The following is a 26,170-nucleotide window of genomic DNA, read 5'->3' on the forward strand; positions in this document are numbered from 1 at the left end:
CGACCCAGTCTCCGGATCCTTGGTGCGCGCCAGTCCCCGAAACCTCACATTCTGCCTCGTTAGCCGCAATGCAGCGCCTCCAGGACGATGCGCGTGCCCGACGACCCGGTGGCGAGCAGCACACGATCGCACTCAGCGAGCATGATGGTGAATCCCATGCCGAGGGACGTCGTGCAGGAGTACCCGGGGACGAGCGTCGCATTCGGGAGTTCAGAGAAGTCGATACCCGGACCATCGTCGGCCACCTCGACCTGCACCCGATCGTCTTTCTTGAGGAGCCGAATGCGCGCGTTGCTCCCGTGTTTGAGAGCGTTGGTCATCGCCTCGCCGGCGGCGAGCACGAGCGCCTCCGCGTTGCAGCGGGCGCCGAACTGCTCCGCCAGTACGTCTCCAAGCCGGTGGCGCGCTGCAAAGAGATTCTCGGCAGAAGCCATTCCGCCGACGTTGCAGACCTCGTCGCCCAACTCCGACGTGATCTCATCTGTCCCCATCAGCACGAGCTTGCCCCCGGTAACTGCCGCAATGACCTGCGTGTACGCCTCACGGATACCCAGGTCTCGCTGCCGGACCGCCTCCTCGGCGTTGTGGCGCTCCGAGACATCCTCGACTATGCCGATCACGAACCGCGGAATGTCGCCTTCCTGTGAGACCAAAGATGCCGTCATCTGCCCCCACAGGACCGACCCATCCTCGCGGGTGTAGCGTTTCTCGATCGTGTAGTGGTCGCTCCGTCCCGCGATGAGTTCTTCGAACTGGCGTAGGTCGAGTGTACCGTCCTCCGGATGGGAGAGGTCGGTGAATGCCCGTCCGGGAAGGTCGTCGACGGCGTAGCCGAGCATGTTCGTGAGTGCTGGGTTGCACTTGGATATGCGCCCCTTGAGGTCCACCAGCGCGATGCCGACGGCGGCGCGCTCGTAGATGGAGCGGAACAGCGCCTCGCCCTCCGCCTCGACGGCGTCATCCGCCCACGTGGCATCCTCGGGCTCCCACGATGCCTCGGCGGCCGTCTGCTTGCCCTTCGCGCGCCGTTGTTCCGCGAGCGAAGGAGGCGCCGCAGCAGTGACCGCGGGCGTCGAGGCAGGGGCCTCAGCGGAATCTGCGTCGATCGACGCTGCACGGAAGTCGTACGAGGAATGCGACCTGGATTCATCCATAGTGCTATTGGCTATACCCTCAAAGCGCTGGGGAGTATTGCACGGAGACGGGGCCCCTCGCGGCCCGGCCCGACCTTGTGTTCTAACGATTCCTGGTCACGAGGGCGGGCGGCTTCTCGGTCAAGGCTGCGGTCACAGACGCGTCCACAAGCCCGACCAGTACTTTGACGGGGCACCTTCGGGTACCCCGTTTGCATTCTACTGCGGGATCCCGACTCTCGGATACGGGCCCCATACGATTACCACACTGTGTGGTAATATGAACACACTGTGTGGTAATGGAACCACGGATCGTGCTGACGAGGAGCGTGCCATGACTCCCATCTTGGAGAGCATCTTCGGCAATCGTTCGGCGGCGCAGGTGCTGCTCTTCCTCGAGGCATACGGCTCAGGTCATGCCTCGCGTATCGCTGACACCTACGACGTGTCGGTGAACGGAGTCCAGAGGCAACTTCGCCGGCTGGAATCGAGCGGCATTCTGGTAAGCCGTTCGGTGGGGAGGAGCCGGGTGTTCGAGTTCAATGTCCGGATACCGAGCGTCCGCAATCTCAGGGCGTTCCTAGCCGCCGAACTCGACCTGCTGCCAGAGGAGGACGTGAAGTCCTACTATCGGCAGCGGCAGCGCCCGCGACGTGCGGGAAAGCAGTAGAGAGTATGACGCGGATCGATGCTGAGACGACGCTCGATGAGTTGGCTGCTCTCGTGAGCCAGGCACTGGAACGAGCGGGAGTGAGGGCGACTCTATCCGGCGGCGCGGCGGTCTCCCTGTACAGCGACAACGAGTACGAGAGCAAAGATCTGGACTTCGTCAGTACCGAGAGGCTCAAGGTGATCGGTGAGGCGATCTCACCGCTGGGCTTCGCCAGGGTGGGGGGCGCGCGGGAATTCGAGAACGCCGCCACGAAGTGGTATCTGGAGTTCCCGTCGGGTCCGCTGGCGTTCGGCGAGACATACGTCCCGGATGATGAGACGCATGTTCTGGAGACGGACTACGGTCCGCTCAGGATCGTGAGCCCGACGCAGATCATCATGGACCGTCTCGCCGCATACGCGCACTGGCGCGACAACCAGTCGTTCGACCAGGCTGTCATGGTGGCCAAGCGCCAGCAAGTCGACTGGGCGGCACTCAGGGTGTGGTCGGAGCGCGAGGGCATCAAGCCCGAGATGATCGACAGGCTCAAGAACCGGTCGCAGCGGTGACGAACGCATCCACTAAGCCCGACCAGCGGATTGAATGGGGCACCTTCGGGTGCCCCGTTTCGTCTACCTGCGGGTATAGTCAGAAGGTGCCGCCACCAGAGAGCCAAGGAGCCCCCATGCCTCACCTGTGCGAACCGCTGACCATCGGTGCTCTCACGCTACGGAACCGCCTTGTATTGCCGCCGATGGCGACATCGAAGGCGAGTTCGGACGGCAGCATGAGTGACGAGCTGCTCGCGTACTACGACGAGAAGTCGCGCGGCGGGGCTCTTGGCCTCGCGATAACCGAACACTGCTTCATCAGCGAGCAGGGGCGCAATCGCGTCGGGCAGCCGTCGGTGGCAGATGACGCGATGGTCGAGGGGCTCTCGGCGCTCGCCGAGGTCTTCCACGGCAACGGTGTCCCGGCAGTCGTGCAGATCAGCCATGCGGGTGCCGCCTCGGTCGAGCCCGAAAAGCCTCTCGTCGGTCCCTCGGATGTAGCCACTCCGATAGGGAGTGGTCGGGCGCCTCGGGCTCTCACTCCTGAAGAAGTCGCAGACATCCCCCGTCAGTTCGCGGTGGCCGCCAGGCGCGTGAAGCGAGCAGGCTTCGACGGGGTGGAGCTCCACGCCGCACACGGCTACCTGCTGAACCAGTTCCTCTCGCCGCTCACCAATCGCCGCGCCGACCGGTACGGTGGCTCGTTGGAGAATCGCATCCGGCTCCACATCGAGGCGATCCGCGCGGTGCGAGACGAGGTCGGGTCGGACTTCTTGCTGCTGCTTCGGCTGGGTGCTCACGACTATCTCGAGGGCGGAACCGTCATCGATGACAGCATCGAAGCCGCCCTCCGCTTCGAGGAAGCGGGCGTCGACGTGCTGGATATCACCGGCGGGCTCACCGGATACAGTCGTCCTGGCACCGACGAGCCCGGCTACTTCTCGGAACTCTCAGCTCCCATCAGATCGGCAGTCTCGGTGCCCGTCATCCTCACGGGGGGCGTCACCGAGGCGGATCAGGCCGAGAGTCTTCTTGCGCGGGGGGTAGCGGACCTGATCGGCGTGGGCCGAGCGATGCTGCGGGATCCAGGATGGGCAGTCAACGCGGTTCGAACGGCGCCGTAGTCTGAAGAGCACAGAGTAATGCAGGCTTCTCAAGTACACGCGGCGGCGGCAACGATAGAGGAGCGCCGACTGGCGATTGCACGGCATTTGCTCCCGTACTTCCACGGTCATCCTGCAAAGGAGTGGTGTCGTGGGGCGGACGTGTCGATCGATCGCGCGCGTGCTCACGCTAGTCGTCCTTGTGCCGCTGCTCTCGTCCTCACTCTGGGGCTGTGCGGTCGACACCAAGCCCGGCAGTGCAGACGTGACCGTGCCACCGAGGACCGTGGGAGGCGAAGACGTGAAGACCATCTATTTCGCGGGTGGCTGTTTCTGGGGTATCGAGAAGTACTTGGGGCTGATCCATGGTGTGGTGGGCACTGAGGCCGGTTATGCGAACGGCGCGTCCGAGTCGGCCACCTACGGAGACGGGAGCGGCTACGCTGAGACCGTGCGGGTCGACTATGACCCCTCGGTGGCGCCGCTTCCTTTCCTGCTGGGTCTCCTCTACAAGGCCATCGACCCGACCTCGATAGATCAGCAGGGCAACGATATCGGCACGGAATACCGCAGCGGCATCTACTACACCGACCCTGCGGACGGCCCGATCATCGAGGCCTCGCTCGCGAACCTTCAGACGCACTACGACAAGCCGGTCGCCATAGAGACAGGACCACTCGAGACCTACACCCGTGCCGAGGACTACCACCAGGACTACCTGGAGAAGAACCCCGGAGGGTACTGCCACATCCCGCTGGATCTGTTCGAGCGAGCGGCAGCCGCGAGGCCCGATCCGTCCGAGTTCCCCACGGCGTCCGATGTCGCGACGACGTCTGCCGCACCCGACGATGCGACACTGCGCAAGAGGCTGACCGACCTGCAGTACCGCGTCACCCAGCAGTCGGCGACCGAGCCGGCGTTCAAGAACGAGTACTGGAGCACCTTCGAGCCTGGCATCTACGTGGACGTCACGGACGGCAAGCCACTGTTCGCCTCCAGTGCCAAGTTCGAGTCCGGATGCGGCTGGCCGAGTTTCTCGAAGCCCATCGATCCCGATTTGGTGCTGGAGCTTCCCGACGAATCGTGGGGCATGCAACGTACCGAGGTGCGCAGTACGGCCGGGAACGCCCACCTTGGCCACGTCTTCACCGATGGGCCTGAAGATGGGGGCGGCCTGCGCTACTGCATCAACAGCGCCTCGCTTCGCTTCATCCCTCGCTCGAAGATGAAGGCCGAGGGATACGGCCAGTTCTTGGATCTCGCCAAGTAGTCCGGGCGGGGGTCACACTCGCCGACGTCGGCTTGAAGGAGTCTCAGGCGTCTGCCAGGAGTGCGAGTACTCGAGTGCCGCGGTGTCAGCGGTTCGGATCCTGGGCGGCTCTTGTTTGGAGCGGGGGAGTATCATCGCGTTCGCATGACCGTGGTCTTGTCACTTGACAATCCACGACTGGCCGACGTACCGTCACGTCAGAGAGCGAACGCTACATGCCACTCCTCGCCATCCCGAGAACCATGGGAGGCAGATCAGACGGGTGGTCGACGGCTGTACGGGTGTGTCCGACGAGATAGAGGACCGATCGTGACCGAGTACGGGTTCACTCTGAGATTCGGCCTCGCGGCCGTCGAGACCGGGCCGGACGCGTTGGTGGAGATGCTCGGCGAACAGGGCTGCGACGACGCCCTGGTCGGCATCGGCGTGAACGGCCGCATCGCTCTCCGGTTCATCCGCGAGTCGGATTCCGCTCACCACGCCGTGTTCGGCGCCCTTGCCGACGTCAAGCGTGCCATACCGGACGTCGTGCTGATCGAGGCGACGCCCGATCTCGTGGGTCTGACCGACGTGGCCGAGATCGTCGGCTGTACCCGGCAGAACATGAGGCAGCTCATGCTGAGCAGTGAACCTGCGACCCCGGCGCCCGTGCACGAAGGCAGGCCCTCCATCTGGCATCTGGCGCATGTCCTGGCGTGGTTGCGCCGTGAGAAGCACTACCGGATCGGGGACGACCTGATGGATCTGGCCGAGACCAACATGCAGCTCAACGTAGCCGTCGATCTTCTCAACGCGGATCCGTCGGCCCAGCGGGAGATCGACTCCCTGCTTGCATGAGCTGAGGGATCCATCACAGCCTCGTTCGCGTTCTTGGGCGGTGTGATAGCCTCGAGGGGTCCGAGACCCGGCAGTTCTGCGTGAGGAGGACCATCGTGAAGGCGGGCGGAAAGACCATCGTCGTCACCGGCGGAGGCAACGGCATCGGCCGGGAGCTCGTGTTCAACCTGCTCGGCAAGGGCGCGCGCGTGGCCGCGGTCGACATCAGCGAGGCGGGACTTGCGGAGACCGCCTCGAAGGCCGGGGCGAACGCGGACCGGCTGTCCACGCACGTGCTGAGCATCACGGACAGGATGTCGGTCGAGGCGCTGCCGGCGAGCGTCATCTCGAAGCACGGCCAGGTCGACGGCCTGATCAACTGCGCGGGCATCATCCAGCCGTTCGTGCGTCTCAAGGACCTGGAGTACGCTGCGATCGAGCGCGTCATGAACGTCAACTTCTGGGGCGTCGTCTACATGACGAAGACGTTCCTTCCGATCCTGCTCGACCGGCCTGTGGCCCACATCCTGAACATCTCGAGCATGGGTGGCTTCTGCCCTGTTCCGGGGCAGACCATCTACGGCGCCTCCAAGGCGGCAGTCAAGCTGCTGACGGAGGGGCCTGTACGCCGAGTGCATCGGAACGAACGTCTCCGTCACCGTGGCGTTCCCGGGCGCCATCGCAACCGATATCAGTAAGAACTCGGGCGTCGGACCGAGCGCTGAGGAGGCCACGGCCGACGGTAAGGCGTCGAAGTTCAAGATGACGGCTCCTGCCGATGCCGCGCAGATCATCGTCGACGCGATGGAGCGGGACGCTTTCCGGGTGATGGTAGGCTCCGACGCCACCATGCTCGACAGGCTGGCGCGCCTCGCCCCGAAGAAGGCCGCGGAAGTCATCCAGAAGCAGATGAAGGACCTGCTGCCGGACTGACCGCGGTGACGAACGCGGTCTACCAAGGCCGATCAGTAACCGGACGGGGCGCCTTCGGGCTAAGACCGGATGGACGTGGCTCTGATCGTGACGGATGGGGACTCGAAGTTGGAGCAGGCGGTTGACGACCGTCATCAGTTCCGGCTCGGACTCGCCAGGACGCTGCCCTTGGCCCTTGGCGCCGTCCCTTTCGGTCTCGCCTACGGCGTGGTGGCGATCCAGGCCGGACTCACGGTGCCCGAGACGCTCCTCATGTCGCTCGTCGTGTTCGCCGGTGCGTCACAGTTCATGGCCGTCGTGATGATCCAGTCGGGTGCCGGCATCCCGCTCATCGTCGCCTCGACTCTTCTGGTGAACCTGCGGCACCTGATGATGGGACTCTCGCTCTCTCCGTACCTGTCGGAAGCCACACCACGCTGGCAACGTGTGCTCGCATTCGGGATGACGGACGAGTCCTACCTGACGTCGGTCACCCACTACCGGGAGCAGGATGAGGGGCGGGTCAGCCCGTACTTCATGCTCGGGTCGGGCGGATTCATCTACGTCGCTTGGGCTGCGGCCTCGCTCGTCGGTGCGCTCGTCGGCCATGCGATCTCGGACCCGCTCGGATGGGGCCTGGACTTCGCGATGCCGGCCACGTTCCTGACGATGCTCCTTCCGCAGATCGTCTCCCGGCGTCTCGCGGCCGTCGTGACCGTGTCGGCGCTCGTGGCGACCGCCGCCTACGTCCTCGTCCCCGGCAAGTGGTACATCATCCTGGCCGTCGTCGCCGCCACAGCGACCGGCGTCATCCTCGAGACCCGCGCCGAAAAGAGGGCGGTGGCATGAGACCGTACTACGTGGTGCTCATCCTGTGCATGGCGGCGGTCACCTATGCCACGCGCGTCGGCTTCATAGGTGTCGCCCGGCAGTTCGAGCTCCATCCCTTACTGCGGCGCTCGCTCGAATACGTGCCGGTCTCGATACTGGCGGCGCTGGTCTTCCCTGCGGTGCTCGCGCCCTCGGGGAGGATGGAGCAGCCGCTCACGAACACGTACGTGTGGGCCGCGGTCATCACGGTCGTCGTCCTTCTGACGACCAAACGCCAGTGGCTGGCCATCGTCCTTGGCGTGGCGAGCCTCGTCGTCCTGCGGCGCGTGACAGGGGCTTGAGTTGCTTGACTGATAACTTGACAGATGCTTGACTAATCCTATGTCGTACGAGCCGCGGTTCACGATCACGCCGATCCTCCTCGCTCGCATCGAGGAGATCGCTCGGCTGCGCCAACGCATACAGGACGCCTCGGTCGAGCTGGCATGGATCCCGGCGCTGCAGAAGGATGCCCGCACGCGCAACGCGCACGCCTCCACCGCGATCGAAGGCAACCCGCTCACCCTGCCGGAGGTCTGTGCTCTTTCTGGCGGGACGGATTCACCTGCGCGCATCCCGCGTTCGCAGCGAGAGGTGGTCAACTACTTCGCGGGGCTGCGCTACGTGGAGCAGCACAGCGCCGACGAGCCCATCACCACCGGACACGTTCTGGGGCTGCACCGCATCCTTGCCAACGACGTCATGGATCAGGGCGTCGAGGGCGAGTACCGGACGATCGGGATCCAGGTCGGAAAGCATCGTCCTCCGGCCCCCGATGAGGTCCCGGGGCTGACATCGGAGCTGCTGGAGTGGTGGAACGGGCCATCGGCCGCACTCTCACCAGCCATGACCTCGGCGATCGTCCACTACCGCTTCGAGACCATCCACCCGTTCGGCGACGGCAACGGCAGAGCTGGACGAGCGCTCGCTTTATGGGAGCTGTACCGGCGAGGCTTCGACACTCACCACATCTTCTCGGTCGATGAGTACTACTGGGAGGACCGTCCCGCGTACTACGCGGCGCTGGAGCGCGTGAGGGATGAGGGCGAGGATCTCACCAGCTGGCTGGAGTACTGTGCGGAGGGCCTTCGGCTCACGCTGGAGCGGGTGTGGGCCCGCATCCGGGCGGTCGCGCCGGACGGTACCGAACGGCTGGTGCTTCGCCCGAAGCAGGAGCGGTTGCTGCACCTGCTGACAGTGCAAGGGAGCATGGCACCCTCCGAGATCTGGGAGGCGCTCGGTGTCTCGCGGCAGGGGGCGATGGATCTCATCAACCCGCTCATACAAGCGGGGCTCATCGAGAAGGTCGGGACGAAGAAGACCGGCCGATACATATCGAAGAAGCCGTGAACCCGAGGGCGGGGGGCGGCTCGCGCAGCCCGAGCGACGTCCACGACCGTTTGCCGGACCTGAACGACCGCTGGCCGACGAACCTCCATCCGCCACTGTCCTTATTCAAGGTTGCGGAATAAGCTTCAATGGACCTGCCGGCTGTATAGATGACACGTGAGGGGGACGCTCGTGCCGCGTATCGTACCGAGGCGATGGGTCACCAACGAAGAAGGTCTCACCGGCAAGATCCGGACGAAGACCTGCGACTACGACGCATACGTCCCCGACCCCCTCATGGGGCGGCGGTTCACCTTCACGGGGACGTGCGCCGCCGACATCGCCGAGGCCGAGACCGCCATCCGCGGGCTCCACTCGAACGCCGTGGTGCTCCACAGGACCGATGGTCTGGCGCGGCTGCTGCTGCGTGCCGAGGCGCAGGCCTCCTCGAGGATCGAGGGGGTCGTCATCGCCGCGCACAAGCTCCTTCGCGCCGAGGCCGCACGCGATCTCGACACCGGTGTTGTGCCGGATTCTCTCGCCGAGGAGGTGCTCGCCAACATCGACGCGATGGACCTCGCGATGGAGTTGGCGGATTGCGAACCGACCGTCACGATCGAGACCATCCTCCGCATCCACGAGAGGGTGTTGCGGGCATCGGACCTGAAGGAGCACGCGGGGAGGCTGCGTGTCGGGCAGAGCTGGATAGGGGGCAGCTCGTACAACCCGTGCGATGCCGCCTTCATCCCGCCGCCGCCGGAGGAGGTGCCGGCGCTGTTGGAGGATCTCGCGGCCTTCTGCAACGACACGTCCCTGCCTGCGGTGGCACAGGCGGCGATCGCTCATGCGCAGTTCGAGACCGTCCACCCGTTCGTCGACGGCAACGGACGAACGGGACGGGCCATCATCCACGTGATGCTCCGCCGTCGCGGACTGGCGCCGTCGTGGTGCCCTCCCGTCTCTTTAGTGCTGGCGACTCTCAAGGACGATTACATCCGGATGCTCGATCGCTTCCACTCCGAGGCGCCGCTCGACAGTCCCGAAGCCGCGGCCGGGATCGACGAGTGGGTCTCGTTCTTCGCTCGAGCGTGCACCCGCTCGGTGCAGGACGCGATGCTCTTCGAGGAACGCGTCAGCGCGCTCCAGGCGGATTGGCGCGAACGATTGGCGCCGGTCCGTCGAGGTTCCTCCGTCGACCTGCTCATCGAGGCGCTGCCGCGGACGGCGATCCTCACCGTGAACCAGGCCGCCAGGATCCTCAACAGGAGCTTCACCGCCGCGAACGCCGCGGTCGAGGAGTTGGTGAAGGCCAAAGTGCTGAAGCAGGTGTCGATCGGCAAGAGGAACCGGGCATTCGAATCGCCCGAGGTGATCGCCGCGTTCACGCAGCTGGAGCGTCGGCTCGCCAGTCCCGCCGGTGACACGCACGCCGCCGCGCCGGTGCGGCCGGTCCCTTGGAAGAAGAAGTAGACGGTAAGGGGGCGTGCTTCGGTTGGACGTGTTCCTGGGGATCCTGTTGCTTCTGCTCACGCTAGGTGGTCTGCTACTGGGCGGCTACATCGTCCTGGATGCGTCGCTGATGGACCGATGGCGGTTGATCGCGGGCGGCGTGGTGTTGGTCCTGGCGATGAACGTGAGCTGGATACTCTCGCTGCTGAGGCAGGCGAGGGAGGAAGAGGTCTCCTTCCTGGAGCTGCTCGGGAGCAAAGGCAGGGTGATCCCGCCTCCGGGGCGCTATCCGACCGCCTCTCCCACCAGCAAGCTGATCTTCTCGCTGCTCGCCGTCGGCTTCCTGCTCTGGATCCTGTTCCTCAGTCCGCACCCGTGACGCGCGGACACCGCCTCCGTGGTGCGCTTGGTTGTCCTACGCTCCTCACATAGATATCATGTGCGTTGTACGAAACTTCCATCGATAGGAGTCCTTGATGGAGACAGTCACCATCTCGCCCAAGTTCCAGGTCGTGATCCCGAAGTCGATCCGCGAGCGGCTGAAGCTCGTCCCGGGGCAGAAGGTGCAGGTTCTCGGCTACGGTGGCCGGATCGAGTTCTTGCCGGTAAGACCGGCTCGCGAACTCCGCGGTATCCTGCGCGGACTCGATACGGGTCTCGAGCGCGACCGTGAGGACCGGGTGTGAACGTCGTCGACTCCTCGGCGTGGCTCGAGTACTTCGGCGACGGCCCCAACGCTTCCGAGTTCTCCGGCGCCATCGAAGCGCCCGATGAGATGGTCGTGCCCTCGCTGACGCTGTTCGAGGTGTTCAAGCGCACTTGTCAGCTCAAGGGCGAAGCCACCGCTCTCGAGGCCATGGGAGTCATGCTCCAAGGTCGGGTCGTCGAACTCTCGGTGACGCTATCGATCGATGCGGCACGTCTCTCACTGGGGACCGGACTGGCGATGGCCGACGCGATCATCCTCGCCACTGCGCGCGCGGAGGAAGCCGTGCTTTGGACCCAGGACGCGCATTTCGAAGGACTCGCGAACGTCGAGTACCGAGAGATGGCGGGCTGATCGCATCGATCCCTGGCGCAAGGCGAGCATCTCGGAGACTGTGACGAAGCGATAGTCGGCGGCCGCCCTCCCCGCCGTGCTACCCGAACAGTCCTCCAAGGGAATCGCGCCGGGAGTGCAGGATGCGCAGGATGACCACGCGATCGTCGAGCACCCGGTAGAACACCAGGTACGGTTCGACGACGAGGAACCGGATGCCTGGCGTCAGGAGTTCGAAGTCCTCTACCGGGAGTGTCACTCCCATCTCGGGGAAGTTCGCTAGGCGCTCCACGGCATCCTGGAGTCGGTCGAGGAGTTCCGCCGCGCCGCGGCGGTCCCTCTCGCCGACGTATGCGAATGCCCCGTCGAGGTCATCCGCGGCGGCCGGAGTGAGCCGGACGCTGCACGGGCGACTACTCGGCGGCGCCATCGATCCGCTTTCGCGCGCGGTCGAAGACGGATGTCGTCTCGAGCAGCGCTTCGCCGCCGGCGATCTGGCGGTCCGCGGCGAGCAGGCGGGCCTGCAGCTTCACGCGCGCCTCAGCCCGCTGATACGCTTCGTAGCTCATGACCACGAGGTCGGCCTCACCGTTGCGCGTGAGTACGACGGGCTCATCGACGGAGTGGCACAACTCGGCGAAGCCGGTGTAGTCCTGGCGGATGGCGGTCGAGGGCTTGATGCGCATGGAGGACCTCCGATGGACGGCCATGCTATTTAGATGTTCATATTCTAGCATCTATCGTCCTCCAGGACTTATGACGGAGCAGATCCTCGCATGGGACCCTTACCGGTCTCTAACCTCGAAGGTCCCGCCTTGCGCACATGGTACGATTATCCTGCCTGGTCGGGCGTTCGCCCGCAGGCGTCACGCTAAGGGGATGTCATGCCGGGGATCGTCGTCCGCTGGCTCGAAGACGGCGCGTTGCGCGAGGGAGGGGTCGAGGCTCTCACCGACGCGCGCAAGTCGAAGGTCGTCTGGGTCGACGTCACCGATCCCGACGAGGCGTCGCTAGCCCCCGTCGCCGAGGCGTTCGGTCTCCACCCTCTCGCCGTCGAGGACTGCCTCCACTTCCCGCAGCGCCCGAAGCTCGACACCTACGGCGACGATGCGATGTTCCTCATCTGGGTGCTCCCATCGACGCTTCGCGGCGACGGGCTCGACGTCCGCGAGCTCGACGTATTCCTCGGTGAAGACCATCTCGTCACCGTGCATGCCGGGAGTCTCGAGGCTATCGACGAAGTCGCTGCCGAAGCTGCGTCGTTCCTCGGCAGCGGTCTCGAATGGACCCTTCACGCGATGCTCGATCGCGCGGTCGACGCCGTCTTCCCGGTCGTCGACGAGCTCACGGACCGTCTGGAGGAGCTCGAGGACCTCATGCTCACCGGAGCCAGCAAGGAGCACCTCCAGCAGCTATATGCGGTCAAGAGGCTCCTTCTGCAGCTGCACAAGGTCGTAGGCCCCGAGCGGGACGTGCTGCGCGGCATGGCCCGCCAGCAGGCGCTCATAAGCTCCGACGCGTACGTCTACTACCAGGACATCGCCGACCATCTCGCGCGCGTCCAGGACTCGATCGACACGAGCCGCGACGTCGCCTCGGGGGCGATGGACGTCTATCTCTCCTCGGTGAGCAACCGCCTGAACGTGATCATGAAGCAGCTCACGGTCATCGCGACCATCTTCATGCCTCTGCAACTGATTACGGGCATATACGGGATGAACTTCCGTCACATGCCCGAGCTGGCCTGGCGCTACGGCTACTTCGGGGTGCTCGGCGTCATGCTCGTGATCGCCCTGTTCATGCTGCGGTTCTTCAAGCGGAGGGAGTGGTGGTGAGCGAAGACGTCCGCGTGGCGAGCGCTTCGCCCGATCACAGCCACGACATCTACACCGTCGCCAACATCATCACCGTCCTGCGGCTCATCCTCGTGCCGCTCTTCTTCTCCGTCATGCTCACGGGCCGCAACGACGCCCTCGCGTTCGTCCTCTTCGTGACGGCGGCCTCGACCGATTGGCTCGACGGCCGTATCGCGCGTCGCACGGGCACGGTCACCGCGATCGGCAAGGCTATCGACCCTCTCGTCGACCGCCTCCTGCTCGCTGCAGGCGTCATCGGTCTCTACCTCGACGACCGGCTCCCGGCGTGGATCATGGTCGTGCTCGTCATGCGCGACGTCTACCTGCTCTACGGTGCGTGGCGCCTCGAGCACCATCACCTGCGGATGCCGGTCACCTTCGCCGGCAAGACAGCCACGGCGCTGTTGCTCGGAGGGTTCTCCCTGATGATCCTCGACTGGCCCATGGTGACGCTGGCCGGCTCGGCCGTCCTGGCCGGACTGCTCATCGTCTACACTGGGATCGCGTTCTCGCTCGCCACGGCGGTGCATTACACCGTGCTCGCTCGCCGGATGGTGCTGGCGCTCGACGGGAGTCACTCATGACGCGGCCGGAGAAGCACGACGCCGTGAAGGCGGTGATCATGGCCGGCGGGGAGGGGACGCGGCTGCGTCCGCTCACGAGCCTGCGCCCGAAGCCGATGGTGCCCATCGTCAACCAGCCGGTCATGGAGCACATCGTCGGTCTCGTCAAGCATCACAAGATCGACGAGGTGGTCGCGACGCTGCAGTTCATGCCTCGCGCCATCGAGGACCACTTCGGGGACGGCGAGGAGTGGGGGCTGAACATCTCCTATGCGATCGAGGAGACGCCCCTGGGCACCGCGGGTTCGGTGAAGAACGCGTCCGACGCGCTCGACGGCACGTTCCTCGTCATCTCCGGAGATGCGCTCACCGACATCGACCTCACGAAGGTCGTGGAGTTCCATCGCTCGCACGGCGGGCTCGTGACCGTCGCGCTCAAGCGTGTTCCGGACCCGCTCGAGTTCGGCGTCGTCATCACGGCAGAGGACGGCCGCATCGAGCGCTTCGTCGAGAAGCCGACGTGGGGGCAGGTCTTCTCCGACACCATCAACACGGGCATCTACGTGATGGAGCCCGAGGTCTTCGACTTCATCCCGCCGCGCGAGTCCTTCGACTTCGCCTCGCAGCTCTTCCCGCTGCTCATGAAGAAGGGTTTCGACCTGTACGGATGCGTGGTCGACGGCTATTGGTGCGACATCGGCAGCCTCGGCAGTTACGTGCAGGCGCAGCGCGACATCCTCGACGGTAAGGCGAATCTCTACATCCCCGGGGTCAAGGCGCGCCGCGACATCTGGATCGGTGAGGGCGCGGACGTGCACCCGGACGCGGTCATCGGCGACAAGGTCGTCATCGGCGCGAACACCCGCGTACGCGCGGGCGCCCGGATCGGCGACTACAGCGTGATCGGCGACAACTGCTTAGTCGGCTTCGACGCGCACGTCGAGCACTCCATCCTGTGGTCGGATTCCTTCGTCGGCGCCGGGGCGACCGTCAACGGTGCGGTCCTGTGCCGGCGCGTCGACATCCGGTCGCGCGCCCGCGTCGAGATGGGCGCGGCGATCGGCGACGAGTCGATGGTCGGCCACGGCGCGGTCGTCGGCAACGACGTGCAGGTCTACCCGTTCAAGCGCATCGAGCCCGGTGCGGTCGTCGGCTCCTCGCTCATCTGGGAGTCGAAGGGCATGCGCAACCTCTTCGGCGCCGACGGCGTCTCGGGCCTGGTCAGCGTCGACGTCACGCCCGAGATGGCGCTGCGTCTCGCCCAGGCGTTCGGGACGATACTCCCCAACGGAGGACACGTCGTGGCGAGCCGCGACTCGAGCAGGGCGGCGCGCATGATCAAGCGCGCCATCGTCGCCGGTCTCAACTCCGCTTGCGTGAACGTGCGCGACCTGCGGGTGGTCTCTCCCGCCATCAACCGCTTCACCACGCGCGACACGCGCTGCGTCGGCGGCGTGCACGTCTGCGCCTCGCCCGACGACGCGCAGACGCTCGAGATCCACTTCTTCGAGAAGCTCGGTCTCGACATCCTCCCCTGGGAGGAGAAGAAGATCGAGCGCCTCTACTTCCGGGAGGAGTTCCGCCGTTCCTTCTTCGAGGAGGTCGGCGACATCATCTACCCGCCGCGCGCGATGGAGTACTACGCGGCCGGCATGAACGAGGCGCTCACCACGAGCGGCTGCGATCTCACGGGCCGCCCCAAGGTCGTCATCGACCTCGGCTTCGGCGCCGCGTCGTTCGTGCTGCCCCAAGTGGCGTCGAAGTGGGGGATCGAGGTGCTCACGCTCGACCCGTTCGACGACGCCGAGCGCACGTACGTGGGTCCGACAGAGCGGGACGGCGGGATCGAGCGCCTTCGGAGCATGGTCGACACCTTTCAGGCCGACCTCGGCGTCGCGATGGACGCCAGCGCCGAGAGGCTGCGCCTCGTCACGCCTAGCGGCTGGGTGCTCGACGGCGACACGGCGCTCCATGCGATGGTCGCGCTCTGGTGCGCGTGCGACTCGAGCGGCCTCGGCGTCGCCGTTCCCGTCTCCGCGTCGCGCGTGGTCGAGAAGATCGCCGGCGACCGCGGGCGCGCTGTCGTGCGTTGCGGGCGCTCGCGCCGCGCGCTGTCGACGGCGGCGCTGCGCGAGGACGTGGGCTTCGCCGGCTCGCAGACCGGGGGATACGTCTACCCGAGGTTCCTCGCCGCCTACGATTCGATCATGAGCCTCGGGATGCTCGTGCGCATGCTCGACAACCATGGCGGGACGCTCGACGACGTCGTCGCGGGACTGCCGCCGTTCCATCTCGTCGAGAAGCCCGTCTTCTGCCCCGACGACCGCAAGGGCGCGGTCATGCGGGCGGTCGCCGAGTCCGTGACCGACCAGCGGATCGAGACGGAAGAGGGCATCCGCGTCATCTCCGACGACGGCTGGTCGCTGGTACTCCCGCACGTCGCTCTGCCGCTCGTGAGGGTGTTCGCGGAGGGCGACGATGCGGAGACGGCCGAGCGGCTCGCGTCGCACTTCGCGGCCATCGTCGAACACGCCGTCGCGTCGGGCCGCTAAGGACCTGTCGGGATCATGGTGCCGACGCGGTCGCTGGCGTTGACTCGCGTGCGTTCGAGCCGGCTCCGGCGCCGGTGTCGGTGTCGACCACGGCCGTGACGATCCAGCGGTCCTTCCGCAACTCGAGCGAATAGGTCAGGCGGTAGACGACGTCGTGCTCCTTGAGCTGCACCGTGCCGCTCGTTGCCTTGGCGATCGAGACTTGCTCGTAGTCCCAGGTCTCTCTAGTGCGTACGGTGGCTGCGGTCCCGGAGACCGCCACGGATTCGAACGTCATGCTGGTCAGGGTCGAGACGAGCCGTCGCTTCATCTCGCCGATCGCGGACATGTGGAGGTACTCGGTGTACGTCTGGTCCTCGCTCGCGACCTTGGCGAGCCCGGACATGTTCTGCCGGGCGTAGCCTTCGGCAAGGAGGGCGTTATAGAGCGTGACGGTACTGCGGATGCTCCGCTCCTGCTCCGAGAGCCCGGCGGACCCGGACTTCACGGTGGCCGGTCCCGAGCACCCTGTCATCGCGAGGGCGAGCGCCAGACCCGCGGCGATCGTCGAGACAGGTCTGCGTCTCACCGGAAATACTCCGAGTGTAGCGAGACCTCGATGAGCGACGTCCCGAAGATGGTGAGCAGCGCCAGCCCGAAGCACGCGATATACAGGTACGCGGCCCTCTCGTCCTTCCAGCCGAAGAAGCGCCGGAGATGCAGATAGACGCCAAAGGCCAGCCAAGTCAGGAGTGCCCACGTCTCCACAGGGTCCCAGCTCCAGAAGCTGCCCCACGCGTGGTAGGCCCAGATCGACCCGGCGAGCATCCCGATAGCCCAGAACGTGAACCCGAACCCCGCGAAGCGGTACGCGAAGCGGTCCATGGTCTCCGGGTCCGGGAAGACGTCTAGCCAGGGGGCTGGGCGATGCTTCTTCCAGAGGTAGAGGACGGAGAAGGCCAGGGCGATGATCATCGTCGCGAGAGCGATCTTGTAGAAGCCGATGTGCAGCACGAGCCAGATGCCGCTCAGGCTGGGTGGCAATCTCCGGATGGCCGGGTTGAAGAAGAGCCCGAGAGCGATCATGAGGAACGACGCGGGGAAGACGACGATGCTCGCCGGCTTGATCCGCGGGTAGAGCCGAGAGAAGACGAGGAAGGTGGCGAGCGCGACCCAGGCGTTCGAAGACAGGACCTCGTAGCGGACCATGTAGGGGCCGTGACCCGAAGCGATCCATCGCAGGGCGAGGGCGCCGCTGTGGACGAGAAGACCGGACAGCACGACGATGTAGCTCGCGCTCTCGATGCGCGGCTTCCGGAAGATGAGGCCCGTCGCGTTCGCGATCGTCGCGGCGACGTAGACGATTACGGCGGCCCAGTGTATCGACGTCTCGAGAAGCAGTTCCTTCATCGGTCGCCTCCAGATGCCAGAGCAACGATTCTAGCGTACTCCTCGCGGTAGAAGTCGGGGAAGCGCCATGCCCTCCAGGCCAGCTCCATGCCGTTCTCGCGCTGGCGGACGATGACCTCCCGGGGCGCGGTCGCGTATACCAGCAAGGCGCCGAGGAGTATCAGGCCGAAGCCGAGGAAGATGACGCTCACTCCGGGCGTGCGCGCGAAGACCATCTCGGTCCACCATGCGGACTCGCGCAGCGTCACCTGGTACGGTCCGATGCGGACCGGGCGTCCGCGCACGAGGGTCGCCTGTCCGATGACGCGGGAGCCGGACGTCAGACGTAGGGTCAGTGAGGGCTCCCCGGTCATGGAGTCCCGGGCGGCCGAGGCGTAGTACTTCGCCCGCAGCCGGTATGGGATCCCCCGGGGTTCGAAGTCGGCGTAGGAGGGAAGGTTGCGGCGGCGCGGCGCGGCGACCTCCATGAGGACGGGCGTGACGTTTCCCGAGGCGTCGCGGAGCTCCACGCCGAACGCGTGTCCGAACAACTGGGACTGGAAGATGGCCACGCCGTCGAAACCGGCGGTCCGGTTCACCGAGACGGACGCGCGGCGAGGAGCGGATGAGCCCGCGAGCGTGAGTCTGGTGGTGAGCTGCCTCAGGTCGTCGTTCGTCCAGTAGTCCGGGTGGATCGAGTCGACGCGCAGCACGCCGGGCAGGAGCAGCGGTCTCGCCAGTGTGCCGTGCTCCTCGCGGCCCCAGGGGTCGCCAGGCTTGAGGGATTCTCCCTCGTAGAGGTGGACGGTGCCGCGCTGCACGGTGAGCACGAATACGAGGGCCGCGGCGACCGAGGTCACCATTCCCGCGTGCAGCACCACTCCGCCCCAATACCCCCACGGGTGCTTCACGAAGCGAGCGGCCACATCATCCTTCCGCACGCGCATGTAGCCGAGGCGTCGCAAGCCGGACGCGAGGGATGCCGGATCGGAGGTCATCGGCGCGCACGCCGTGTCCGGCATTCGGACCCCGCTCCGGGTGCGTCGAGCGGCCGCGCGGACCTGGTGAGCGGTCGCTCTCACGAGGGCCGTGAGGAAGAGCGCGACGAGCGCGGCGAACCACCAGGTCGAGTAGACATGGTCGAGACCGAGCGTTCGGACCGCCGCTGCGATCGCAGAATGGCTCGCGCGCCAGCGGGTGAGTTCGGCGGGGTCTGTCGAGAAGCGCTGAGGCACGAGGTAACCGGCGAGCACCGATGCGATGCCCGAGAGCATCACGGTGAGAGCGGTCCGCCTGGAGAGCAGGAGAGTCGAGATGCGATGTCGCCCGGCGCGCTGGCCTGCAGGCCGACGTGAAGCGTGTGCGGATATGCGCTCCTCCGTCACCAGTTCTCGTTCGCGAGTGCGTTAGACGTGTGTGTCGTGCAGGCCGTGTAGGTGCTGTAGCAGTAACTCGCGGTGTACGAGCCCGTCGCGGTCTTGCCGAACGCGTTGATCCAGTTGTTCGAGACGTTCCCCTGGTACGCGTAGCGAGCCGGCATGGTCCCGTCCCGGTCGCCGATCAGGCGAGACATCTTGCCGCCATGCGGCACGAGGATGTGGCACCTGATGCACTCCGTGCTCGACAACTGCGGTCCGGAGTGTTGGTAGTGTGTCGTGTTCCCGGACCAGCTCGCCGCCGAGTTGGTGCCCGCGATGCGCAGCGGATGGCAGTTGCGGCAGAAGATCCCGTCGAGGAAGAACCCGTTCACCGGGTTGGCACCGAGGTTCCACAGGACCCCGTTGCTCGTCGGCCACGAGCGGTTCGGTCCCTTGAGCATGAACTTGACCGTCGAGCCGTGCGGACCCTGTGCCTGCGGGGAGCCTGCCGGGTCGCCATGGCAGTCGGAGCAATACATCGTCATGCCAGGTGTCCAGCCGTTACTCAGCGTGGCCGCAGTGAGCCTGCTCGACCCGTTAGCGCCCGGGTCGGTCGCGAGGAGCGGGCCGAGGACCGGGTGGTACGACTGGTTGCTCGTGTTGAACTCGAGCGCTTGGTTCGTCCACGAGGCGTCCCACGAGGCGAGCCGGGTGTTGCCTGCCGTGGAGCCGGTCGCGCCGTAGCCGTGGCACTTGAGGCAGATCTCGTATTCCTTCGTGGCGGTCGCGGTGGCGTTGAGCGTGGCCGTCGTCCAGTTGGTCGCGGTGGTCGTGACGCGTGCCCCGGTCACTCCCCTCAGCACGGCGGAGGCCGCGTTCGTGCCGAGCGTATGGGTCGTCGCCCCCGACGCGTGCACGTTGTGGCAGTCTCCGCACTCGACGTGCTTGTTGTTGCTGATGTAGCCCATCGTCTCGACCCGCGAGGGCGGGAGGTGGACGCCGGTGTAGTTCCCGACCTTGTGACCGTAGGTCAGCTGCATGAGCTGGAAGATGGTCGCCGCCGTGGACCTCATCGAGTAGGCGCCGTACCAGTCGAGACCGTTCGTGCCCTTCGCCGTGCCGCCGCCCGTCGAGTCGCCCACGATGCTGTGGCACCTGTAGCAGACGCCCTCCTCGGTGGATTGCGGAGTGGAGGCGAGTCCGAGCGCCGACAGTATCCGGGTGCTCGCCGAGTAGTGCGTGGCGAAGCCCGGCCGGTACGTGGAGGTCGTCTGGTGGGTCGTGGCGGTCTCGTCGTCGTGGCACTTCACGCACTTGGCGTTGAACGGCGAACCGTTGATGGTCGCGTCGACCGAGTAGCTGTGCACGGACGAGGCGAAACCGGTCCCGTTGATCGAAGGCGTGATCGTCGACGTGTCGAGCTTCTGGTCCGTGTTGTCCCTGGTGAGCGAGATGGCGTGGCAGGAGACGCAGATACCCCAAGGCGCCTGGCCGTAGAAGTCGGTGTTCGTCGTGACCGATCCGGCCGATCCGATGGCCGAGCGAAGGTTCGCGCCCTTGTTGGAGTTGAAGTAATTGTGGTCGGCGTGGCAGGAGACGCAGTAGACGTCGGGCGTGACCGTGCTGTTCAGGCCCGGGTACGTGCCGTTGTACGCGGCGAAGTCACCGTCGGAGGTGCCGGAACTGCCACCGACTACGTGGTGGTAGTAGTTGGTGTTGAAGTTCCCGACCGCCCCGCCGATACCGTCCTCCATGTAGTCCCTGTACGGCGAGTGGCAGCCCGTTCCCGCGGAGCCGTAGCAACTGATGTTGCCGTTGCTGGCGCCGCCCGACGGCGCGTGCACGTTGCTGCCGCCGGCTCCGTAATCGTTCCCGTGACACGTGGCGCAGGTCGTGCCGGTCGCGGTCGATTCGTGGGCACCGGCGTATGCGGGGATCTTGAGCGCGTTGCCGCCAGTCCCGTCACGCCGCAGGCCCTCGACCGTCATGCTCGACGCGACCGCCGTGTAAGAGGCCGTGACGCTGTTCCAGACCCGTCCATCGCTGGTGGCGTGGCACGTGAAGCAGAATCTGCGGAGGTTCACCGTGGTGCTGGTGTCGAGCGACGCGCCGAGGGTGTCGGCGATGAGCATCTTGTTCCCGCGCGTCGATCCGTGGGGGTTGTGGCAGTCGTAGCAAGGAAGGGGGGCACCGACGGGCAACTTGCCGCCTGCGGTGATGATCCGGTGACCGCCGGTGCCGGCGGAGGTCGCGAACTGCTTGATGTTCACCGCTCCGCTAGCCACCCAGGAAGGGGTGCCGTCGTGGCATCGGAAGCAGGCCGCGGCGTAGTTTCCGTTGTTCTGGTCGCCGGAGAGCGTGGCCGCTGTGGGCGGGCGGAACTCGGCGAGCAGGCCGTCGTACGCGCTCGGGCCGCGATGGGCGGCATGGCACTGACGGCAGTCCCCCGCGTCCTGGCCGATTGTGGACGACGGGATGAGCGCGTGCCGGTTCTGCGTCGTGTTCAGGTAGTTCGTCTTCCCTGGATACGTGCCCGCGACCGGGTAGCCGGTCGCGTCGGTCGCGGGTTGGGACGCTGTCGGATACGTCCCACGATACCAGCTGTTCGCGTCGTTGTGACAGGCGAAGCACCACTGGTTGCCCCCGGCTGTGAGGGTGGTGCCGTTGGCGGAGCTCTTCCACAACTTCGGTCGCGTCGTCGGATCGCGGTGAGCGGCATGACAGCCGCTGCAAGCGTCGGTGAGGTCGCCGCCGGTGCCGCTCTCCTCGACCGAGTGACCGCTACCGAGGCCGAAGGAGTCGGAGGCACCGTTCTTGATGTCGGTCGTGGAGCCGGTGCCGTCGTGGCAGTCGAAGCAGACGGCGGTCTCGCCGGGACTCTGCGACGTGGAGATAGGGCGGAATATCTTGCTGGAACTCGCGGCCTGATGGGGCACGTGGCAGAGAGCGCAGGCGTTGCCCGACCCGTAGGTCTGCTTGTGCGGGATGACCGTCCACGTGGCCATGACGCCGTTGCTCACCGCGGAGATCGTCGACTCGTTCTGGTACGTGTCGAACGCGGTGACCCGGTAGTAGTAGGTCACTCCCGGGATGCCCACGCGATCCGGATAGGGCGAGGTGGACGTTGCGCCGACCGAGGCGAAATCCGTCGCGGGGTTCGAGGAGCGCCAGACACGGTAACCGGCGACGCCGTTGCTGTCGAAGGACGCGTTCCAGCTGACGGTCGCCACCAGCGGCGCGATGGTCCCCGTCGCCGCGGTGACCATGCCTGGGATCGTCGGAGGCGTGGTGTCCTGCGAGCCCACCTGAGGGGTGTAGCTGAGGATGGTGAAGGAGCCGCCCGCCATGCTCGGGTTCCCCGCGAGATCCTGGAGAGCGCCGGACGAGTACGCGATCTTCACGGTCTTGACGTCGATCGGGCGGCTCACGGTGAGCCTGACGGTGTGTCCGTCCTGCTGCAGCGAAGCGCGGTTCGGTCGAACGGAGTTCACGTAGAAATCGTTCCTGTTGACCGTCGTAGGATCGAGAACGTCGGTGAACATGACGTCGACGTGGGAGTTGTCGACGGCTTGCGCCGCTTCCATGACCGGGCCCGAAGCGTCGACGACGAGCGTGTTCCCGTTCGCGGAGGAGGTCAGCCTGCCGAACGGTGCGACTCGTCCGGCGGAGGTCCGGATATCACCGTCGCGGAGGGCGATGCCCACCGAGCGCCCCGAGCGAGCCATCGGTCCGATCCGGAGTACGACCCAGACGTCCATATGCGTTCCCATGGGGATGTTCAACTGGATGTCGCCGAACGTGACCGTCGAACCCGATCGCGAACCGGTGAATGCGCGGTTCTGGCTGAGTTGTCTGTCGCTGCCGTCGGTGCGCAGGGCCCCGTCGCCGTTGTCGCCGAACAGCCACACCTCCGCGACATCGGAGTAGAGGGCGTCACCGGAGTCGAGACCTCGCAGGGTGATGCCGTTCACCTGGACATCGCCGCCGTCGGCGGCAAGGCGATAGGCCTCGACGGCCGCGGCGTCGCTGGGGCGCTTGGCGATGGAGCTGTTCGGGCGGTCCTTGAGGGGCGCGTGGGTGACGCGCAGCGTACCCCCGGTCGCTCCGAACCCCGCGAACTTCGCGATGTTCGGCTCGATGTTGCCGTTGCCATGGGTGTCGTTCACCGATCCCGCGACGCAGCCGACCGCATAAGGGAAGCCCGGTTTCTGCAGGTCGGAACCGATCCGCACGGTCCGGCCGTCGGGTCGCAGGACCGCACCCGAAACCGCCAAGCCCGTGTTCACGGCGAAGTCGCCGGGGTCGACGGTGTTGGGGTCGATCGACTCGCTGAACACGATGTCGATCGTCCGTCCGTTCACGGCGACGGCGCTGGCGACTGTCGGGCCGAGGCTGTCGACGGGTGCCGTGGACTCGGCGGAGGACGGTGCTGGCGAAGCCGGGCGGAAGAGCGCGATGCCCGCGACTACCGCGGCCGCCAGGAGGAGCAGGGCGAGTCCACTCGCGACTGGAAGGAGCATGCGGCGCCAGCGGGCGTCGAGGCGGGGAGACGGGGGCGAGAGCGGTGCATGGACGCGGACGACAAGGTCTCGCGGACGTCTGGCCTGTTCGGGTACGTCTTTCTTCGGCAGATCGCCGTTCGCGGTCCGCGTCTGGGTGTCGCTCTCTTCCTTGGGGTCGAGCGGTGTGTCCATGTGCGATGACCGGCCACCCGGTCTGGTGGTTCATCGTCCGTCTTCCCGGCACTTTCAGCGCAGCACAAAACCTCGCGCCAGGCGTGCACATCGGTTATAGCATGGTTTTCGGTGTCTTACCAGGACTTTTGCGGGTCCGGCACGCCCTACGTTAAGGTTAGCAAAGGTAAGGCCAAAGTAACATGTCGCGTGCGCATCCGCGCACGCGCGTGAGCGTGGCGTCCGTTCCCCGACGGCGAGCCGCCGAATTGTGATGATGCGCGCAGACGCGCCGTTGGCACGGTCTGCTTCGGTGGATCGACGGCGGGAGTGGTCTCCGGGAAATGCAGGGGAGACACCGCTGAGTATAAGGCTTGACAGGAGGTAGAGCGTTGCGTTCGGAGCGCTCACAGGTGCCTGCACGGGCGATCACGGAGCGGATCCTCGACGATCGGACCCTCGCATCCGGCTTTCCGTAGCACATGTTGTTCGGGGGTTCGTAGTCCTCCGAACCCCCGAACAGGGCTGTCGGCTGTGCGGGATGATCGGAGCAAGGGTCCGGTTTTCGCGGCTCGTATGCGCGCGGCATGGCGCTGTATGGCAGAATGTCGTGGGGCGCGAAGCGGCGCTCCCAAGACGGAGACGGACGGGAGACGATGGCCGGATACGAGGACTTCGCCGACCTGCGGAAAGACGATGAGATGTCATCAGGCGGGCCGCTGTGGCCGCCTGATGACCCGGCCCCCGGCGACCAGGAGCCCGAGCGACCTTCGAGGCGCGAGAAGCGCGGACACGTCGCCGTTCTGCCGGTCTGGATCCTGTGGGTGTTGGGCGTCCCGGCCGTGCTGGTCGCGATCGCCGTGCTGCTCGTCCTGTTCGACGCTGTGGCTTCGTACGGCCGCATCCACCCGGGCGTGCGCGTGGGTACGGTCGCCGTCGGACGCATGCGGCCCGAGAAGGCGCGCTCGACGCTCCAGTCGGTCCTCGGCGGGCGATTGACGCGAGCCGTGCATGTCACATCCGGCGGCAGCGACTGGAACGTCGATGCCGGCCAGGTGGGCGCGACCTTCGACGTCGACGTCCACGTGACGCGGGCGATGGACGTCGGACGGCGCGGGGATCTCATCACCCGTGCGCGCGACCGTTGGGTCGCATGGACGGGCGGCGTGCGCCTCCAAGCTCGGGTCTCAGTGGATCGGGCGAAGACGGACACCATGCTCGACGGCTTCTCCGCCTCCGTAGATGTGGCACCGCGCGATGCGACCATCTCGGTCGAGGCGACCAGGGTGAGGCTCGTTCCCGCCGTCATCGGGGTAAGGCTCGATCGCCGTCGCGCCGAGAGTGAAGTGGTCGCCGCGTTCCTCTCGACGGACCGCGAGGTCGCACTGCCGGTCGTCTCGGATCCCGTGCGCGTCACAGACGCCGACGCGAAAGGCGCCGTCGACGATGCCGAGGCGATGGTCGCCGGCCCTGTGAGTCTGCGATACGGGAAACACATCTGGAAGCTGACCGCTACGAGCGTCGCCGGATGCGTCGAGTTCCGGGCGATCCCGTTCGCCGCCCCCGACGAGACCGTGTTCGCGACCCCGAGCGCGGCCCCCAGTTCCGCGGCCCAGACCTCGGACGCCGTTGTGGCCCAGGGCCGGATGCGGCTCGTGGCATACCTCGACTCGCAGGATGTGTCGCGGACCGTCGGACCGCTCACCAAGGGTCTTGGACGCGTACCGCGCGACGCCGAGTTCCGGACATCAGGTGGGCAGGTGACGATCGTCCCGTCGCAGGTAGGCATCGCTGTCGACATGTCCGCTCTCGCGCGCGACCTGCGGGAGGTGCTGATCGCGGGCGGCGTTCGCACCGCGACCCTGCGCCTTGCGCAGGTGGAGCCCGGGCTCAGCACGGCCAAGGCGCGCACCCTGGGCATCCGCGAGAGGATATCGACGTTCTCGACCACCTACTCGTCGGGCAACCTGCCTCGCGTGAACAACATCCATCTGCTCGCGACGGCTCTCGACGGAGCCCTTATCGCGCCGGGCGAGACCTTCTCCTTCAACGAGCACATCGGGGAGCGGACCGCACAGAAGGGCTACGTGGAGGCCCCTGCGATCGTACAGGGCCGACTCGTCCCGCAGCTCGGTGGTGGCATCTGCCAGGTCGGGACCACCGTGTTCAACACGGTGTTCTTCTCCGGTTTGCCCGTGATCGAGCGTCACAACCATTCCCAGTACATCAGCCATTACCCGAAGGGCCGTGACGCGACCGTGTCGTGGGGCGGACCCGACTTCAGGTTCCAGAACGACACGAAGAAGTGGGTCCTGCTCAAGGCGTCGTTCACATCGTCGTCACTCACGGTCAGCCTGTACGGGACGAAGCCGGGATATGACGTCTCGCTCGAGACCGGGCCGTTCACGGACGTCCACCGGTTCACCGTGCGCGAGGTACAGGACGCGACGCTGACGGTCGGCACCCGCGTGATCGAGCAGCCCGGCATCGACGGCCGCCGCGTCGTCGTCCGCAGGGTCGTGCGTGACGCGGCGGGCAAGGTGGTGCGGCGCGATTCGTTCACGTCGATCTACCAGGCCGTGGAGCAGGTCGTCCGCGTCGGGACGAGGCCTCGGCCTTCGACGAATCCGACGCCTACCGGCGGCTGATCCCGCGTTCCGCCCGGAGCGCGGGAGG

Annotated in this window: 25 protein-coding genes; 18 read left to right on the forward strand and 7 right to left on the reverse strand. The window is 66.1% G+C overall.

Going from position 1 to position 26,170, the window contains the following annotated elements; all coding sequences use genetic code 11:
- Positions 1-59: 59 nt before the first annotated feature.
- Positions 60-1,154 carry a PAS domain S-box protein gene (locus WC971_01520; GenBank protein ID MFA5843491.1) on the reverse strand — a complete coding sequence of 365 codons (1,095 nt, stop codon included), beginning with the start codon at positions 1,152-1,154 and terminating at the stop codon, positions 60-62.
- A gap of 313 nt (positions 1,155-1,467) precedes the next feature.
- Here WC971_01520 and WC971_01525 point away from each other — a divergent pair, with 313 nt between their 5' ends.
- The 14 genes from WC971_01525 to WC971_01590 all read left to right on the forward strand — a co-directional run bounded on the left by WC971_01525 (position 1,468) and on the right by WC971_01590 (position 11,145).
- On the forward strand, positions 1,468-1,803 hold the full coding sequence (locus tag WC971_01525; GenBank protein MFA5843492.1) for a winged helix-turn-helix domain-containing protein: 336 nt from the start codon (positions 1,468-1,470) through the stop codon (positions 1,801-1,803).
- Positions 1,804-1,808: 5 nt separating this feature from the next.
- Complete coding sequence (locus tag WC971_01530) at positions 1,809-2,354, forward strand: hypothetical protein (protein ID MFA5843493.1); 546 nt, start codon at positions 1,809-1,811, stop codon at positions 2,352-2,354.
- A gap of 116 nt (positions 2,355-2,470) precedes the next feature.
- Positions 2,471-3,460 (forward strand): NADH:flavin oxidoreductase, encoded by a 990-nt coding sequence (locus WC971_01535; GenBank protein ID MFA5843494.1) that lies wholly within the window; start codon positions 2,471-2,473, stop codon positions 3,458-3,460.
- Between the two features lie 280 nt (positions 3,461-3,740).
- Complete coding sequence (msrB, locus tag WC971_01540) at positions 3,741-4,709, forward strand: peptide-methionine (R)-S-oxide reductase MsrB (GenBank protein ID MFA5843495.1); 969 nt, start codon at positions 3,741-3,743, stop codon at positions 4,707-4,709.
- A 309-nt stretch (positions 4,710-5,018) separates the two neighbouring features.
- Positions 5,019-5,546, forward strand: coding sequence for a DNA-binding protein (locus WC971_01545; protein ID MFA5843496.1), 528 nt, complete (start codon positions 5,019-5,021; stop codon positions 5,544-5,546).
- A 95-nt stretch (positions 5,547-5,641) separates the two neighbouring features.
- Positions 5,642-6,223, forward strand: a complete 582-nt coding sequence (locus WC971_01550) for an SDR family NAD(P)-dependent oxidoreductase (GenBank protein MFA5843497.1) — start codon at positions 5,642-5,644, stop codon at positions 6,221-6,223.
- A 64-nt stretch (positions 6,224-6,287) separates the two neighbouring features.
- Positions 6,288-6,458 carry a hypothetical protein gene (locus tag WC971_01555; protein MFA5843498.1) on the forward strand — a complete coding sequence of 57 codons (171 nt, stop codon included), beginning with the start codon at positions 6,288-6,290 and terminating at the stop codon, positions 6,456-6,458.
- A 69-nt stretch (positions 6,459-6,527) separates the two neighbouring features.
- Positions 6,528-7,286, forward strand: coding sequence for an AzlC family ABC transporter permease (locus tag WC971_01560; GenBank protein MFA5843499.1), 759 nt, complete (start codon positions 6,528-6,530; stop codon positions 7,284-7,286).
- Positions 7,283-7,609: an AzlD domain-containing protein gene (locus WC971_01565; protein MFA5843500.1), complete on the forward strand. Its 327-nt coding sequence runs from the start codon at positions 7,283-7,285 to the stop codon at positions 7,607-7,609. Before WC971_01560 ends, WC971_01565 begins: the two co-directional genes overlap by 4 nt.
- Before the next feature lie 40 nt (positions 7,610-7,649).
- Positions 7,650-8,657 (forward strand): Fic family protein, encoded by a 1,008-nt coding sequence (locus WC971_01570; GenBank protein ID MFA5843501.1) that lies wholly within the window; start codon positions 7,650-7,652, stop codon positions 8,655-8,657.
- Positions 8,658-8,828: 171 nt separating this feature from the next.
- Positions 8,829-10,106, forward strand: a complete 1,278-nt coding sequence (locus tag WC971_01575) for a Fic family protein (protein ID MFA5843502.1) — start codon at positions 8,829-8,831, stop codon at positions 10,104-10,106.
- A gap of 22 nt (positions 10,107-10,128) precedes the next feature.
- On the forward strand, positions 10,129-10,464 hold the full coding sequence (locus WC971_01580; GenBank protein MFA5843503.1) for a hypothetical protein: 336 nt from the start codon (positions 10,129-10,131) through the stop codon (positions 10,462-10,464).
- Between the two features lie 97 nt (positions 10,465-10,561).
- The gene (locus WC971_01585; GenBank protein MFA5843504.1) at positions 10,562-10,771 is read left to right on the forward strand and encodes an AbrB/MazE/SpoVT family DNA-binding domain-containing protein; all 210 of its coding nucleotides are present in this window, start codon (positions 10,562-10,564) and stop codon (positions 10,769-10,771) included.
- Positions 10,768-11,145 (forward strand): type II toxin-antitoxin system VapC family toxin, encoded by a 378-nt coding sequence (locus tag WC971_01590; protein MFA5843505.1) that lies wholly within the window; start codon positions 10,768-10,770, stop codon positions 11,143-11,145. The genes WC971_01585 and WC971_01590 overlap by 4 nt, the downstream gene beginning before the upstream one ends.
- Before the next feature lie 79 nt (positions 11,146-11,224).
- On the opposite strand, the gene WC971_01595 is transcribed toward WC971_01590, so the two are convergent.
- Together WC971_01595 and WC971_01600 are read right to left on the reverse strand one after the other, a co-directional pair.
- Positions 11,225-11,554 carry a type II toxin-antitoxin system RelE/ParE family toxin gene (locus WC971_01595; GenBank protein MFA5843506.1) on the reverse strand — a complete coding sequence of 110 codons (330 nt, stop codon included), beginning with the start codon at positions 11,552-11,554 and terminating at the stop codon, positions 11,225-11,227.
- On the reverse strand, positions 11,538-11,810 hold the full coding sequence (locus tag WC971_01600; GenBank protein ID MFA5843507.1) for a type II toxin-antitoxin system Phd/YefM family antitoxin: 273 nt from the start codon (positions 11,808-11,810) through the stop codon (positions 11,538-11,540). Before WC971_01600 ends, WC971_01595 begins: the two co-directional genes overlap by 17 nt.
- Before the next feature lie 198 nt (positions 11,811-12,008).
- Between WC971_01600 and corA the strand changes: the two genes are divergently transcribed.
- From corA to WC971_01615, 3 genes are read left to right on the forward strand one after another with little or no spacing between them, the layout of a single operon-like run.
- Positions 12,009-12,959 (forward strand): magnesium/cobalt transporter CorA, encoded by a 951-nt coding sequence (gene corA, locus WC971_01605; GenBank protein MFA5843508.1) that lies wholly within the window; start codon positions 12,009-12,011, stop codon positions 12,957-12,959.
- Positions 12,956-13,564 (forward strand): CDP-alcohol phosphatidyltransferase family protein, encoded by a 609-nt coding sequence (locus WC971_01610; GenBank protein ID MFA5843509.1) that lies wholly within the window; start codon positions 12,956-12,958, stop codon positions 13,562-13,564. Before corA ends, WC971_01610 begins: the two co-directional genes overlap by 4 nt.
- The gene (locus tag WC971_01615) at positions 13,561-16,095 is read left to right on the forward strand and encodes a sugar phosphate nucleotidyltransferase (protein ID MFA5843510.1); all 2,535 of its coding nucleotides are present in this window, start codon (positions 13,561-13,563) and stop codon (positions 16,093-16,095) included. The genes WC971_01610 and WC971_01615 overlap by 4 nt, the downstream gene beginning before the upstream one ends.
- Before the next feature lie 13 nt (positions 16,096-16,108).
- On the opposite strand, the gene WC971_01620 is transcribed toward WC971_01615, so the two are convergent.
- From WC971_01620 to WC971_01635, 4 genes are read right to left on the reverse strand one after another with little or no spacing between them, the layout of a single operon-like run.
- On the reverse strand, positions 16,109-16,663 hold the full coding sequence (locus WC971_01620) for a hypothetical protein (protein ID MFA5843511.1): 555 nt from the start codon (positions 16,661-16,663) through the stop codon (positions 16,109-16,111).
- Positions 16,660-17,484 carry a cytochrome c biogenesis protein CcsA gene (gene ccsA / locus WC971_01625; GenBank protein MFA5843512.1) on the reverse strand — a complete coding sequence of 275 codons (825 nt, stop codon included), beginning with the start codon at positions 17,482-17,484 and terminating at the stop codon, positions 16,660-16,662. The genes WC971_01620 and ccsA overlap by 4 nt, the downstream gene beginning before the upstream one ends.
- Complete coding sequence (locus WC971_01630) at positions 17,481-18,848, reverse strand: cytochrome c biogenesis protein ResB (protein MFA5843513.1); 1,368 nt, start codon at positions 18,846-18,848, stop codon at positions 17,481-17,483. The genes ccsA and WC971_01630 overlap by 4 nt, the downstream gene beginning before the upstream one ends.
- Complete coding sequence (locus WC971_01635; GenBank protein MFA5843514.1) at positions 18,845-23,515, reverse strand: cytochrome c3 family protein; 4,671 nt, start codon at positions 23,513-23,515, stop codon at positions 18,845-18,847. Before WC971_01635 ends, WC971_01630 begins: the two co-directional genes overlap by 4 nt.
- A 566-nt stretch (positions 23,516-24,081) precedes the next feature.
- Between WC971_01635 and WC971_01640 the strand changes: the two genes are divergently transcribed.
- Positions 24,082-26,142, forward strand: coding sequence for a VanW family protein (locus tag WC971_01640; protein MFA5843515.1), 2,061 nt, complete (start codon positions 24,082-24,084; stop codon positions 26,140-26,142).
- Positions 26,143-26,170 lie beyond the last annotated feature (28 nt).

Source organism: Coriobacteriia bacterium (assembly GCA_041658765.1).
Lineage (GTDB): Bacteria > Actinomycetota > Coriobacteriia > Anaerosomatales > JBAZZO01 > JBAZZO01.